The sequence below is a fragment of the Nocardioides sp. dk884 genome, assembly GCF_009557055.1.
Lineage (GTDB): Bacteria > Actinomycetota > Actinomycetes > Propionibacteriales > Nocardioidaceae > Nocardioides.
Map to the genome: position 1 here is coordinate 3,956,800 of NZ_CP045649.1, position 12,948 is coordinate 3,969,747.

Below are 12,948 nucleotides of genomic sequence, written 5' to 3' on the forward strand. Positions count from 1 at the left end.
GGGGCCGTGCGAGGACGACATCGAGGAGAGCAATGCGGTTCACCTACGCCGAGGCCATGACCCGGGTCGAGAACTACGCCCCGCTGGCCCAGGCCGCGGAGGCGGCCGGCTACACGAGCATGACCATCGCCGACAGCCTGGTCTACCCGCGTGAGTCGGACTCGACCTACCCCTACACCGACACCGGCGACCGCGAGTTCCTCGAGGGCAAGGACTTCATCGAGGCGATGATCCTGTGCGCGCACCTGTTCGCGGTGACCAGCACCCTGCGCCTCACCCCGTTCGTGCTCAAGCTCCCGGTGCGCCCGCCGGTCCTGGTCGCCAAGCAGGCCGCCTCGCTGGCCTACCTGTCCGGCAACCGCCTCGGCCTCGGCGTCGGCCTCTCACCCTGGCCCGAGGACTTCGTGGCGATGGGGGTGCCGTGGGCCAAGCGCGGCAAGCGGATGGACGAGTGCCTCGACATCGTGCGCGGCCTGACCAGCGGCGGGTTCTTCGGCTACGAGGGCGAGTTCCACTCCTTCGCGCCGGTGCAGCAGTGCCCCGCGCCGACCGAGCCGATCCCGCTGCTGGTGGGCGGGCACGCGGACGCCGCGCTGCGCCGCGCCGTACGCAAGGGCGACGGGTGGATGCACGCCGGCGGCGACGGCGAGGAACTGGACCGGATGCTCACCCGGCTGCGCGAGATCCGCGCCGAGGAGGGCGACACCCGCGAGAACTTCGAGGTGCACGTGATCTCCACCGACGCCTACACCCCCGACGGCATCAAGCGCCTCGAGGACAAGGGCGTCACCGACTGCATCGTGGGCTTCCGGGTGCCCTACATCCTCGGCCCGGACATCGAGCCGGTCGAGAAGAAGGTGGAGGCGCTGGAGCGGTTCGCCGAGCGCGTGATCGCGAAGGTCAACCCGTGAGCGGCCACGCGCACTGGGGCCTGGAGGACGGCCCCGGCGCGGGCGAGAACCTCGACCTCACCCGGCCGCTGGCCGAGGCGATCACCGAGGCCGAGCAGCTGATCGCCGGCGCGCCGTTCATCCGCACCGAGGCCGACCTGCTGGAGGGCTACGACTACCTGGCCGGCCGGATCCGGATGGCGGTCCAGGCGGCGTTCGACTACGACCTCGAGCAGCCCCTGTTCATCAACCCCACCCACCAGTTCTCCCGCCAGGGCCTGGACAACCCCGACGCGATCTACTTCCACGCCTACCTCTCCGAGGGCGTGGAGTACGTCGTGCGCGGGCGCCGCGGCACCACCGCCGACCTGTCCTTCCAGGTGATGGGCGGGGGCTACCAGGCCGACTCCGCACCGCCGTCGCTGATGGCCTTCGACGACCGCGAGCTGGAGATCGCCGAGGACGGCACCTTCTCCTTCACCTACGTCGCCGAGCCGGGCGCGAAGACCCTGATCGTGCGCGAGGTCTTCAACGACTGGGACACCGAGGAGCGCGGCACCCTCACCATCGAGCGCACCGACACCATCGGGCGCCCGCGCGCCCCGCTGGCCCGCGAGGGGCTGGCCCGGCGCTACGAGGTGGCGGCGCGCTCGCTGATCAGCTCGATCCGCACCTGGTTCGCGTTCCCGCACTTCTTCCAGTACGCCCAGCCGGTCAACACCCTCACCCCGGCGCAGTCCACCCCCGGCGGGCTCTCCTCGCAGCGCTCCTCGATCGGGCACTACGCGATCGGCGAGGACGAGGCGCTGGTGATCACGGTGCCGCACTGGGAGGACTGCGCCTACCAGGCCGCGCAGATCGGCTCGGACTGGTACGCCTCGACCGACTACGAGACCCACCAGACCTCGCTCACCAAGGCCCAGGCCGTGACCGACCCCGACGGGATGATCCGCTTCGTCGTCTCCGAGCACCCGCCGCTGGACGGGCGCCCGACCGCGAACTGGCTGGAGACCACCGGGCACCGCACCGGCGCGGTGATGCTGCGCTGGCAGCGCCTGGAGCGCGACCTGGGCGCCGACGACGGGCCCCGCACCGAGGTGGTGCCGCTCGCCGAGGTCGCGGCCCGCCTGCCCCACGCCGTACCGCTCACCGACGAGGAGTACGCCGCGCGGATCGCCGCACGCCAGCGCTCCGTGGCCCGAAGGATGATCAGTTGAGCCCGCAGACCGCCGCCGTCCACCTCGAGACCGACGCCGAGGTCGAGGCCCGCTACCGTCCCCTGCCGCTGCTGGAGGGCAAGGTGCTGGTGCTCTCCGGCGTCGGCCCCGGCCTGGGCCGCGCGCTCGGCGAGGAGGCCGCCAAGATGGGCGCCGACCTGGTGCTGGCCAGCCGCACCGAACGCCGCCTGGACAAGATGGCCGAGGTGGTCCGTGGACTCGGGCGCCGGGCGCTCGTCGTCCCCACCGACATCACCGACGAGGACTCCCGGCGCCGGCTGGTGGAGCGCTCGCTGGAGGAGTTCGGACGCGTCGACTGCCTGCTCAACAACGCCTTCGGCATCCCGCCGATGGACCCGCTCACCACCCTCGACCTCGACGGGCTGCGCGCGGCCAACGAGACCAACGTCTTCGCGCCGCTGCGGCTCACCGCGCTGTTCGCCGACGCGCTCGCCGCCACCCGCGGCTCGGTGCTGATGGTGAACTCCTGCGTGCTCTACCAGTCCCAGGAGGAGTACGCCGGCTACAAGCTCTCCAAGGGCGCACTCGAGCACCTGTCCTCCTCGCTGGCCACCGAGCTCGGCCCGCGCGGGATCCGGGTCAACAGCGTCGCGCCGTCCTACATCTACGAGGACGTCAACAAGGGCTACTTCGACTGGATGGCCTCGGAGTCGGGCCGCACCCACGACGAGGTGTACGCCGAGAAGGCCGCCCCCACCGACCTCAAGCGGCTGGCCAGCCCCGCCGAGGTCGCGCGGGCCGCGCTGATGCTGGCCAGCGACCTGAGCTCGGCGGTCACCGGGCAGGTCCTCAACGTCGACTGCGGGGAGTTCCACCGATGAGCACCGGGGACCTGGACACGGGCGGCCTCAACGTCATGGCGCGCACCCGCCCCGACGTCGGCTCCTACGACGACATCGCCGCCGCCGCGATGCGCACCACCGGGCTGAGCGACTTCGGCGGCGACGCCCACGAGGAGGGCCTGCGGATCCTGGTCGACGACCTCGCCTCCCCCGAGGCGGGCCTGACCCCGCTGGGCAACTACTTCCAGCGCTCGGAGGTCAAGAGCGCCCTGGTCGGACGGCTGCTCACCCAGGCGCAGTTCGCGGCCCGCCCCGAGCACGCCGACGTCGCGATCGAGCGCCCGATCTTCCTGATGGGCCTGCCCCGCACCGGCACCACCGCGCTGCACCGGCTGCTGCACGCCGACCCCACCACCCAGGGCCTGGAGATGTGGCTGACCCAGTTCCCCCAGCCGCGTCCCCCGCGCGAGACCTGGGAGGCCGACCCGATCTTCGCCGCCATGCAGCAGGGCTTCGCCGCACACCACGTGGAGAGCCCGGACTACATGGGGATCCACTACATGGATGCCACCACCGTCGAGGAGTGCTGGCGGCTGCTGCGCCAGACCGGCAAGTCCAACTCCTATGAGTCCCTCGCGCAGGTCCCGCGCTACACCGCATGGCTGGCCGAGCAGGACTGGACCGACGCCTACGCGCGCCACCGCCAGAACCTCCAACTGGTCGGCCTGAACGACCCCGAGAAGCGCTGGGTGCTCAAGAACCCCTCACACATGACCGCCCTCGACGCCTTGATGAGCGTCTATCCCGACGCGCTGATCGTCTACACCCACCGCGACCCGGTCGTCTGCCTCGCCTCGTCCTGCTCGCTGTCGGCCGAGACCACCGCCGGGCACTCCACGACGTACGTCGGGGAGACGATCGGGCGCACCCAGCTGGACCTGTGGTCGCGCTCCTTCCACGCCTTCCACGACGCCCGGGCCCGCTACGCCCCCGAGCAGTTCGTCGACATCGCCTTCGCCGACCTGCGCCGCGACCCGCTCGGCACGGTGGGGCTGATCCACGAGCGGTTCGGGCTCGAGTGGACCGACGAGGCCCGCGCGGCGGCCGCGGAGATCGACCGGGAGTCCAAGGAGGGCAAGGCGGCGCCGTCGCACCACTACTCCCTCGACGACTACGGGCTCACCGAGGCCCAGGTGCGCGCGGCCTTCGACCGCGGGTAGCCGGACGTGACCGACACCGTCCTCGCCGTCGCCCTGGTGCTGGCCCTGGTCCTCGGCGGCCTCCAGGCCGGGACCTACTACGCCTGGGCCAGCGGGGTGATGCCCGGGCTGGCCCGGGTCGAGGACCACGCGTTCGTCGAGGTGATGCGGCAGGTGAACCTCGCGATCGTGAACCCGGTCTTCCTGGCCAGCTTCGTCGGGGCCCCGCTCACTGCCGCGGCCGCTGCCGCCCTCGCCGACGGCACCGCGCGCTGGTGGGCGATCGGCGGCGCCGTCCTCGCGGTCGCGACCGTCGTGGTCACCGTGGCCCGCAACATCCCGCTCAACGACGCGCTGGAGGCCGGCGGCACGGGCGACCCGGCGGTCGCGCGCGCCGGCTTCGAGCGCGCGTGGCGGCGCTGGAACGTCGTGCGCGCGCTCACCTCGACCGCCTCGGTGGCCTGCCTCGGCGTCGCGGCGTACCTGTCCTGAGGTGGGGTGCCGCGCCTGTCCGCCGTCCGGAAGGATCTGCCCATGACCGCTGCCCCCGTGCTCGGCCCGGACGACCCGCGCGCCGACGACGTCCGCGCCCTGCTGGCGCGCCACCTCGCCTTCGGCCACCAGCGCAGCCCGCCCGAGGACGTGCACACCCTCGACGTCGGCGGCCTGCTCGGACCTGAGATCACGTTTCGCTCGGCCCGGGTCGACGGCACGCTGGTCGCGGTCGGCGCGCTGCGCGACCTCGGCGACGGCCACCTCGAGCTGAAGTCGATGCACACCGCCAGCGAGCACCGCGGCCAGGGCCACGGCCGCCGGATGCTGCTCCACCTGCTCGCCCTCGCCCGCGAGCGCGGCGCCACCCGGGTCAGCCTCGAGACCGGATCGATGGACGCCTTCGCGCCCGCCCGCACGCTGTACGCCGCCGCGGGCTTCGTCCCGTGCGAGCCCTTCGGCGACTACTCCCCCAGCCGGAACAGCAGCTTCTTCACGCTGGTGCTCTGAGGCGTGCGGCCGGTACAGCTCGTGGACGTCGAGGGCGTGCGCTGGATCCCCGATTCGCCCTCGGGCACCGCAGCCCTGGTCCTCGCGGGCTCCAGCGGCCGCGTCGACTCGGCGCGTGCCGAGCTGCTGGCACGCCACGGAGTCCTCGCCGAGTCGATCCGCTGGTTCGGAGGAGCCGGCCAGAACGAGGGGCCGTGGGAGATCCCGCTGGAGCTCTTCCTCGCACGCGTGGACGACCTCGCCCGGACCTCCGATCGAGTCGTGGTCCTCGGCACCTCGTTCGGAGCTGAAGCCGCGCTCCTGACCGGCGCTCACAGCCCGCACGTCAGCGCCGTTGCGGCATTCACGCCCTCCGACGTGGTCTGGGCGGGCGTCCGACCCGACGGAAGCCTGACGTCGCACTGGACCCTCGGCGGCACCCCACTGCCCTACGTCGACCTCGTCGACGACTGGGAGCCCGACACCGACCCACCCGCCTTCCGCGGCCACTACGAGGTGTCCCGGGACCGATTCCCCGAGGCGCTCTCCACGGCCGCGATCCCGGTCGAGCACATCGATCAGGTGCTCCTGGTCGCCGGCGGTGACGACCAGGTATGGCCCTCTCAGACGATGGCTGAAGCCATCACGGCACGGCGCGACGCGCAGGGCCTGGAGACGATCCTTGTCCTCGATCCCGATGCTGGCCATCGCACCGTGTTGCCCGGCGAACCCGTCGCCGCGGGAGGAATGCGGATGCGACGCGGCGGCACCCCCGCGTCGGACGCCAGGCTCGGAGCGGTCGCATGGAGTCAGCTCAGCACTCTGCTCTGAGGGCCACCCTCGTGTTCGGAGAGCGACTCGTTGAGCAGACAGCGAGTCACGCGATGCTCGCGAGCCATTCGTCGACCGCCGTCATCCGCTGCACAGCAGGGTGAAAGTAGAAGACGCTCTCCTGCCTGATCGGGCCCAGGAGCACCACGTGTTGAAGCTCCCCCCGGTGCGCTCGGGCCAGCGCAGCGCCCAGCTCGACGAACATCCCCTTCCCTTCCTCGTCGGACATGACGACCAGCACTGCGTCGGCAGTGAGCACTGCCTCCAGGTCGTCGGCGGCCAGACTGGCCGACAGCGCAAGGTCTGATCCGTAGTCCTCCACGAACGTCGCGTCTAGACCTTGTGTCCAGTCCAGGGCGAGCTCGTGCCCGGCCGCCATCACCGCGGCCTGGACCGCCTGCACCGCAGCGATGTCCGTCAACGGCCCGGCGACGTAGATCTTCACGCCGCGACAATCCCACAGGAAGTCATGCTGCAGTCCTCACGTCCGCCGGGCGAATCGAATATCGCCGTTCGGCATCCGTTGATGCAGATAACGGTCATCGTGGATCAGATGGTGATGGTGCGAGCAGAACAACAGTCCATTGTCGAGATCGGTCTTTCCGCCCGCTGACCACGGATCCACATGATGCGCCTCGCACCAGGTCGAGGGAATCGTGCAGCCGTCGGCGCGGCATTCTTTGTCTCGAATTGCCAAGGCCTTTCTCTGACCCGGACTGAAGAGCCGGTTCGCGCGACCGAGATCGAGCGGCACCGAGCGGGTGCCGAGGACGGCGGGGACGAGATTGGCCGTGCAGGCCAGGCGGCGGGCCTCACCGGCGGTGATCCGCGAGCCGTCCGCGAGCGTGGCGGACCCGAGCCCCTCGACCAATGCCTTGAGGTCCATCGTGATCACCAGTGTCGTGGCGTCGCCGCCGTGCAGCGGGAGGCGGGTCGGGTCGATGGTCTCGAGCAACGAGCAGAACGCCTCGCCCAACCGCCGCTCGTAGGGCACCCGCCGCCCGTCCGCCGCAGGCTCGTCCGCTGCCCGGCGGGGGTTGGTGAACGACTCCAGCATCGTGGTCAGTCGCAGCGCGATGCTCTCCGGCACCTGCGCCCTGATGATCGCGGAGCCGTCGCCGAGGTGCTTCACACCCAGCGTCGTACGCCGCCGGGCTCGGCGTTCCGCGGCGCGCAGTTGCTCCTCCTCGACCTTCTCCGCCCACTCCGGCGCGACCACCTCCAGCAGCCGCTCGGCCAGGCGGCCCAGCTCGCGCGGCCCGAAGTCGGCGGCCTGCTCCACCAGGTAGGTCTCCGCGCGGGCCAGCATCGCCGCCCACTCCTCCGCGGTCGCCTCGACCAGCGAGAACGCGTCGGTCAGGTCGTCGAGCGCAGCGACCATCACATGCCCCTGGTCGAGGCTGACATGCCCGCCCGCGAGCGCGGCGCCGACGCGGTGCCAGCGCCGCTCGCACGCCACCCCGAGCCGCTGCAACCGCCGCGCGGACGGGCCCGAGGTGTGGGTGCGGTGCGCGACCCACGCGGCCACGTCGCGACAACCATCGGCGTCAGCCACGTCGTCGGCGCACGCGATCACCCGCGCGTGCATCGCCTGCGCCCGCGAGGCCAGATGGGCCGTCATCCGCAACGCCTGACGCTTCTCCGAGATCGACAGGAAAGTCGGATCACGGTCGGCGATCTTGTCGAGAAACGCCTCCGCGCACCCCACATCGGCGAGGTAGGGATGAGCCGTGCCGGCCATCGTCGCCTCCCGAGAAGGACGTAGTGGAGAAGTGGTTCCGTGGACCCCATTCTACCGATGTTCGAAAGCGTTCGAAATGGCCTGGAAGGTAAAGACTGAATCTGTGGAAAACTCCGCGCCTGCACCCCTGTGCAATTGAGGTGTGATAGCCGCCGTCGCGCAACTGGCACGGCGACGCCCGGTCCGCGGCAGAGCCGGATCGCCGCGGGCGCACGCCACGCGGCAGGGCCGTGCGCTCACTCAATCCGGAAAGTCACCACCTCAGTGGTGCCACACGAAGCAGGCACCTTGAAGCCGACCTGGTCGATGGCGGCATCGAAGACGCCCCCAGCTCCCTTGAGACTCTCCCCAGCACTCACTGCACCAAGTCCCGGTATGCGCAGGGTCAGAGGCGACTCGCTCACGACCTTCGTTCCGAGAGGCCATGCCGCGACTGCGTCGCCGATGCCAGCGCAGTCCCCCACGCGGGTCAGGGGACCGGAGACGATTGCATCCCGACCTCCTGCCATCACGAGCACTTTCGTTGCCCCAGGTTCCCCTGTCGCAGCTGCGGTCACCTCTCGGGGCTGAGATTCCTCTGCGGCACTTGCAGGCTCTGTGGGGGTGGACTGTGCTTCACCGCAGGACGTAGCGCCGAACGTGAGCAGCGCACTCAGCACGGACGCGACCTTCAACCGTGGTGTCATGATGCCTCGGACGTCAGCGGTTGCCGTGTGGTTCCGCCCGCTCAGCCGCCGTCCGGAACCGCCGGCCGGGAGATCGCGTCCCACGGGCATGAAGCCGTTCGTGCCCGTGAGTGTCGCCTTGCTGGCTTGCGGGTCGTTCAGCGCGTGCGCGCAGGCCGGAACCAGCCCCGGCGACGACTGCGTGAGCCGCTACGAGCCGGTCGCAGAGGCCGCGACCTGGCAGGGCCTGCGGGACGCGATGGTGAAGGACGACGAGCGTGGTCGCGTCGCGTCCCTGCGAACACGGGACCGCGGGGAGGACGTCGGGGTCGGCGACGAGGACGCCGTACGCGTGGTCGATCTGGTGAGCCGCAACGGCCGGCGCCTCGCCCAGGTCGAGGTCTGGCGCACCGACGGCCGGTGGCACGCGGGCGAGTGGAGCCAGTGCATCGACTGAACGCCTCCAGCCCTCACCCCACCCGCAGGTGCCGCACCAGGAAGTCGACCTGGTGCCGCACCGCGGGCTCGAAGCACTCCTTGCCCTCGAACAGGTCGAAGTGGTCGGCCGGGTAGTGACGCACCTCGGCGCGCCCGGCGACCGCCGCCTTGGCCGCGGCGTGCGGCGGCGCGCTGCGGTCGAAGTCGGCGATCTGCACCAGCAGCGGGCAGCGCAGGTGCCGCGCCTCCTTGCCGGGCCGGTGGTTGCCGAGCTCGAGGCCGACGGCCGCGTCCACCTCGTTTCGCCACGTCGGGCCGGCGACGGACAGGTAGTCCTCGTAGAGACCCGGGAGCGTGAGCGCACCGACCTCACCCGGCCGGGCCACGACCGGGATCGTCACCCGCCGTCCGACCCGGCTGCGTACGCCGGCGGCCGAGGAGCGCAGCAGGGCGGTGGGCTTGTGGTGGCGCACCGCCAGCCGCGCGGCGGCGAGCCCGTCGACGAGCGGCACCATCGAGATCACGGCCGCGACGTCGTCGCGCCGCGCCCCCGCGGCGAGCACGTGGCCGCCGGCCAGCGAGACGCCCCAGAGCACGAGGCGCTGCGGGTCGACGCCCGGCAGTCCGGCCGCAGCCGTCATCGCGGAGCGGTAGTCGGCGAGCTGGGCGGCCATCGAGACCGTCTGGCGCGGCTCGCCCTCGCTGGCGCCGAAGCCGCGGTAGTCGAAGGCGAGCACGTCGAGCCCGGCCGCGGCCAGCCGCTCGGCGAACGGCGCCAGCCCGCTGTCCTTGGTCCCGCCGAGGCCGTGGGCCATCACCACGACCGGGCGCCCGGCCGGGGTGGCGAGCGCCTCGCCGTCCCCGGGGAAGTGCCAGGCGTGCAGCCGGACCCCGTCGGGGCCGCGGAACCACGTCTCGGCGTACCGCCCCGAGGTGGGGTGCGCCTGTGTCCCCTGTGACGTGCTCATGCGTTCCTCCCGTAGATCGTGCTCAGCCAGACATGGACGACCGCATCGACGTGGCGCTCCCAGTCGAGCTCGGCGGCGTCCTGGACGAGCCGGGCCAGCGCCCGGTCGTTGACGTCGAGGAGCACGGTGGCGACTGCGTGGGCGTCCGGCCCGGGCGGCGCCAGGCCGGCGCGCCGCTCGGCGTCGATGACGTCGGCGGCGATCCGCACGAAGCCCTCCTGGGCGCTGTCCCAGCGCTCCCGCACCCCCGGGCTGGTCGCCCGGGCCTCGAGCATCGCGCGGTAGACGTGGCGGCGTCGTTCCCAGCCCGAGAGCACGGTGCGGATCGCCGCCGCGACCTGGTCACGGACCGCGCCGTCCCCGGCGAGCAGCTCGGCGGCGCTCAGGCCGTCGTCGTGCATCTCCTCCAGCAGGCCCGCGACCGCGTCGGCCTTGTTGTCGAAGTAGAAGTAGAACGCCGAACGGGTCACGCCGGCACGCCGCGACAGGTCAGCGACGTTGATGTCATCCAGGCGGGCGTCGGGCCCGGCGTCGCGCAGGTGCTCGTCGAGCGCCTCCAGCAGGGCGCTGCGGCGCCGGTCGCCGCGGCTCGCGATCACGCCAGCGCCGCCCCGGCCGCCTGGGCCTGCTGAGCGACCCGGGTGAGCAGCGGCGGCGGGCCCTGCACCCGCGCCCGCTCGACCCCGGCGGGGATCTCCTTGGCCCGCAGGTCGTGCTCGTAGATGAAGTAGTCCAGCTGCTGGGTGTGGCGCGGGCGGTCCAGCACGTGGCCGGTGTACTTGGCCTGGTCCTCATCGATCGCCCGCTCCATCGCCGCGGGGTCCGGCAGCCGGTAGCGCCCCACGGCGTACGCCGCGAGCAGCCGGGTCTGGGACTCCACGAACGGGAACAGCGTCGGCGTGGCCTGGGCCAGGCCGACGAAGGCGAGGTCCTCCAGACCGGGCTTGAACATCCGCTTGAACAGCCGGATCCGGTTCTCCGGCGCGCTCAGGAACTCGGGGTCGAAGAACGGGAAGGTGATGTTGTAGCCGGTCGCGTAGACGATCACGTCGAAGTCGTCGCAGGTGCCGTCCTCGAAGTGCACGGTGGAGCCGTCGAGGCGCGCGACGTTGCCCTTCGGGGTGATGTCGCCCGAGCCGAGCCGCAGCGGCAGCTCGACCGACTGCGTCGGGTGGGCCTCGAAGAACTTGTGGTTGGGCGCCGGCAGGCCGTAGAGCTCGGGGTTCGAGCCGGTCATGAACTGCATCTTCTGCATCGCCCAGCGCTGCCACTTCAGCGGCAGGTACGGCGTGGTCGCGTAGTACTTGTCGGCCGGCAGGCCGTAGGTGTACTTCGGCACGATCCAGGCGCTGGAGCGCGTCGAGAGCGTGACCTCGTTGCTCAGCGAGCGGCTGGAGAGCTCGACGGCGATGTCGGCGGCGCTGTTGCCGATGCCGACCACCAGGATCCGCTTGCCGTGGAAGTCCAGCGGGTCGCCGGGGTCGATGTAGTGGTGGGAGTGGATCGACTCCCCGGTGAACTCGCCGGGGAAGTCGGCGTAGCGCGGGTCCCAGTGGTGGCCGTTGGCGACCACGAGCAGGTCGAAGTGCCGCGTCGCGCCGGCCTGGTCGGTGATCTCCCAGCCGCCGCCGTCGAGGCGCTCGGCGTGCTCGACGCCGTTCTCGAACTCGATGCGGTCCAGCAGCCCGAACGCCTCGGCGTAGGAGTCGAGGTAGGCCTTGATCTGGGTGTGGTGCGGGAAGTCGGGGTAGTCCTCGGGCATCGGGAAGTCCTTGAAGGACAGCCGGTGCTTGGAGGTGTCGATGTGCAGCGAGCGGTAGGCGCTGCTGTGCCCGTTGGGGTTGCCGAAGGCCCAGTTGCCGCCGATCCGGTCGGAGGCCTCGAAGCAGGTGTACGGCACGCCGTAGTCGCCGAGCATCTTGCCGGCGGTGAGGCCGCTGATGCCGGCGCCGATGACGGCGGTGGTGGGACCGGGCACGTGTCCTCCAAAGGGGAGCGCGGATGTCCACCCCTGGTGCAAGGATGTGACCTGAGGCACAGTAGGGGCGCACTTGACACGCGTCAACGCCGACCAGACACGCACGGCCGACCGGGGGGGACCCACACGATGAGCACTCAGCAGACGGCCGCGGTGATCGGGGGTGGCTCCGGGATCGGGGCGGCCACCGCCTTCCTGCTCGACGCGACGGGCTACGACGTCGCGATCGGCGACCTCACGACCTCCCCGGGCGTGGACGTGACCGACGAGGCCAGCGTGGCGGACTTCCTCGACGGGGTGGTGGCGGCCCACGGGCGCCTCGACGCGGTGGTCAACACCGCCGGCACCAGCACCCTCGCGGCGGTGGCCGACCACGACGTCGCCGACTTCCGCCGGGTGCTCGACGTCAACCTCACCGGCGCCATGACCGTGCTCAAGCACGCCGCGCGGGTGCTCGGCCCCGGCGGCGCGATCGTCTCCGTGGCCTCGCTCAACGCCCGGCAGCCCGGCGCCGGGATGGCGGCGTACTGCGCCTCCAAGGCGGGTCTGACGATGCTGACCGAGGTCGCCGCCCTGGAGCTCGGACCTCGCGGGATCCGGGTCAACGCGGTCTCCCCCGGCCTGGTGCCGACACCGCTCACCGCGCCGGCCCTGGACATCGACGGGATCGAGGCCGACTACCTCGCGAACACCCCCCTCGGGCGGGCCGGCACGCCCGAGGACGTCGCCGAGGCGATCGCCTACCTGCTCCGCGCGGGATGGCTCACCGGGGAGAACCTCGACCTCAACGGCGGGGCCCATCTGATGCGCTACCCCGACCTCCCAGGGCACGTCGCCCGCGCCTTCGGCTGAGCGCGTCACGACACACATGTGGCATGCCGGGCCGAACGGGGTACTCGGTCAGCATGTCAATCATCGGTTTCCTCGTCTTCGGTCTCGTCGTCGGCGCGCTGGCGCGCCTGATCAAGCCCGGCAAGCAGAACCTCTCGATCCTCGCCACGCTCGGCCTCGGTGTCGTGGGCTCCGTCATCGGCGGCCTGATCGCCTCGGCGCTCGGCACCGGCGACATGTGGGAGCTCAACATCCTCGGCTCGATCGTCGCCATCGTCGCGGCGGTGCTGCTGATCGGTGTCGCGGAGAGCGTCACCAGCAAGCGCTGACCCGGCGACCGCGCCCCACCCCCACGGAGCGCGCCGCCCAGATCCACCTGTGAGAAGCCCGCGCCGGTCCGGCGCGG

15 protein-coding genes are annotated in these 12,948 nt (G+C 71.6%); 10 read left to right on the forward strand and 5 right to left on the reverse strand.

The features are described from left to right. Nucleotides 1-32: 32 nt before the first annotated feature. From GFH29_RS18855 to GFH29_RS18885, 7 genes are read left to right on the forward strand one after another with little or no spacing between them, the layout of a single operon-like run. Nucleotides 33-911 carry a TIGR03619 family F420-dependent LLM class oxidoreductase gene (locus tag GFH29_RS18855; protein ID WP_153325276.1) on the forward strand — a complete coding sequence of 293 codons (879 nt, stop codon included), beginning with the start codon at nucleotides 33-35 and terminating at the stop codon, nucleotides 909-911. Then, the gene (locus GFH29_RS18860) at nucleotides 908-2,107 is read left to right on the forward strand and encodes a hypothetical protein (protein WP_228387617.1); all 1,200 of its coding nucleotides are present in this window, start codon (nucleotides 908-910) and stop codon (nucleotides 2,105-2,107) included. The genes GFH29_RS18855 and GFH29_RS18860 overlap by 4 nt, the downstream gene beginning before the upstream one ends. After that, complete coding sequence (locus GFH29_RS18865; RefSeq protein WP_228387618.1) at nucleotides 2,104-2,949, forward strand: SDR family oxidoreductase; 846 nt, start codon at nucleotides 2,104-2,106, stop codon at nucleotides 2,947-2,949. Before GFH29_RS18860 ends, GFH29_RS18865 begins: the two co-directional genes overlap by 4 nt. Beyond that, the gene (locus GFH29_RS18870; RefSeq protein WP_228387619.1) at nucleotides 2,946-4,130 is read left to right on the forward strand and encodes a sulfotransferase family protein; all 1,185 of its coding nucleotides are present in this window, start codon (nucleotides 2,946-2,948) and stop codon (nucleotides 4,128-4,130) included. Before GFH29_RS18865 ends, GFH29_RS18870 begins: the two co-directional genes overlap by 4 nt. A gap of 6 nt (nucleotides 4,131-4,136) precedes the next feature. Beyond that, entirely contained in the window at nucleotides 4,137-4,601 is a 465-nt protein-coding gene (locus GFH29_RS18875) for an anthrone oxygenase family protein (RefSeq protein ID WP_153325277.1), read from the forward strand. 42 nt (nucleotides 4,602-4,643) lie between these two features. Further along, nucleotides 4,644-5,111 (forward strand): GNAT family N-acetyltransferase, encoded by a 468-nt coding sequence (locus tag GFH29_RS18880; protein ID WP_153325278.1) that lies wholly within the window; start codon nucleotides 4,644-4,646, stop codon nucleotides 5,109-5,111. Between the two features lie 21 nt (nucleotides 5,112-5,132). Continuing rightward, nucleotides 5,133-5,921, forward strand: coding sequence for an acyl-CoA thioester hydrolase/BAAT C-terminal domain-containing protein (locus GFH29_RS18885; protein ID WP_228387620.1), 789 nt, complete (start codon nucleotides 5,133-5,135; stop codon nucleotides 5,919-5,921). Nucleotides 5,922-5,967: 46 nt separating this feature from the next. On the opposite strand, the gene GFH29_RS18890 is transcribed toward GFH29_RS18885, so the two are convergent. Continuing rightward, on the reverse strand, nucleotides 5,968-6,366 hold the full coding sequence (locus GFH29_RS18890; RefSeq protein WP_153325279.1) for a hypothetical protein: 399 nt from the start codon (nucleotides 6,364-6,366) through the stop codon (nucleotides 5,968-5,970). Nucleotides 6,367-6,402: 36 nt separating this feature from the next. Next, nucleotides 6,403-7,662 carry an HNH endonuclease signature motif containing protein gene (locus GFH29_RS18895; protein ID WP_153325280.1) on the reverse strand — a complete coding sequence of 420 codons (1,260 nt, stop codon included), beginning with the start codon at nucleotides 7,660-7,662 and terminating at the stop codon, nucleotides 6,403-6,405. 867 nt (nucleotides 7,663-8,529) lie between these two features. Between GFH29_RS18895 and GFH29_RS18900 the strand changes: the two genes are divergently transcribed. Next, nucleotides 8,530-8,784, forward strand: a complete 255-nt coding sequence (locus GFH29_RS18900) for a hypothetical protein (protein WP_153325281.1) — start codon at nucleotides 8,530-8,532, stop codon at nucleotides 8,782-8,784. A gap of 13 nt (nucleotides 8,785-8,797) precedes the next feature. On the opposite strand, the gene GFH29_RS18905 is transcribed toward GFH29_RS18900, so the two are convergent. The 3 genes from GFH29_RS18905 to GFH29_RS18915 are packed head-to-tail and all read right to left on the reverse strand — an operon-like array spanning nucleotide 8,798 to nucleotide 11,711. After that, nucleotides 8,798-9,733 carry an alpha/beta hydrolase gene (locus GFH29_RS18905; RefSeq protein WP_153325282.1) on the reverse strand — a complete coding sequence of 312 codons (936 nt, stop codon included), beginning with the start codon at nucleotides 9,731-9,733 and terminating at the stop codon, nucleotides 8,798-8,800. Next, nucleotides 9,730-10,332 (reverse strand): TetR/AcrR family transcriptional regulator, encoded by a 603-nt coding sequence (locus GFH29_RS18910; RefSeq protein ID WP_153325283.1) that lies wholly within the window; start codon nucleotides 10,330-10,332, stop codon nucleotides 9,730-9,732. The genes GFH29_RS18905 and GFH29_RS18910 overlap by 4 nt, the downstream gene beginning before the upstream one ends. Then, nucleotides 10,329-11,711, reverse strand: coding sequence for a flavin-containing monooxygenase (locus tag GFH29_RS18915; RefSeq protein WP_153325284.1), 1,383 nt, complete (start codon nucleotides 11,709-11,711; stop codon nucleotides 10,329-10,331). Before GFH29_RS18915 ends, GFH29_RS18910 begins: the two co-directional genes overlap by 4 nt. A gap of 129 nt (nucleotides 11,712-11,840) precedes the next feature. Between GFH29_RS18915 and GFH29_RS18920 the strand changes: the two genes are divergently transcribed. Further along, complete coding sequence (locus GFH29_RS18920; protein WP_153325285.1) at nucleotides 11,841-12,563, forward strand: SDR family NAD(P)-dependent oxidoreductase; 723 nt, start codon at nucleotides 11,841-11,843, stop codon at nucleotides 12,561-12,563. A gap of 53 nt (nucleotides 12,564-12,616) precedes the next feature. Then, nucleotides 12,617-12,871, forward strand: a complete 255-nt coding sequence (locus GFH29_RS18925; RefSeq protein ID WP_153337696.1) for a GlsB/YeaQ/YmgE family stress response membrane protein — start codon at nucleotides 12,617-12,619, stop codon at nucleotides 12,869-12,871. Nucleotides 12,872-12,948 lie beyond the last annotated feature (77 nt).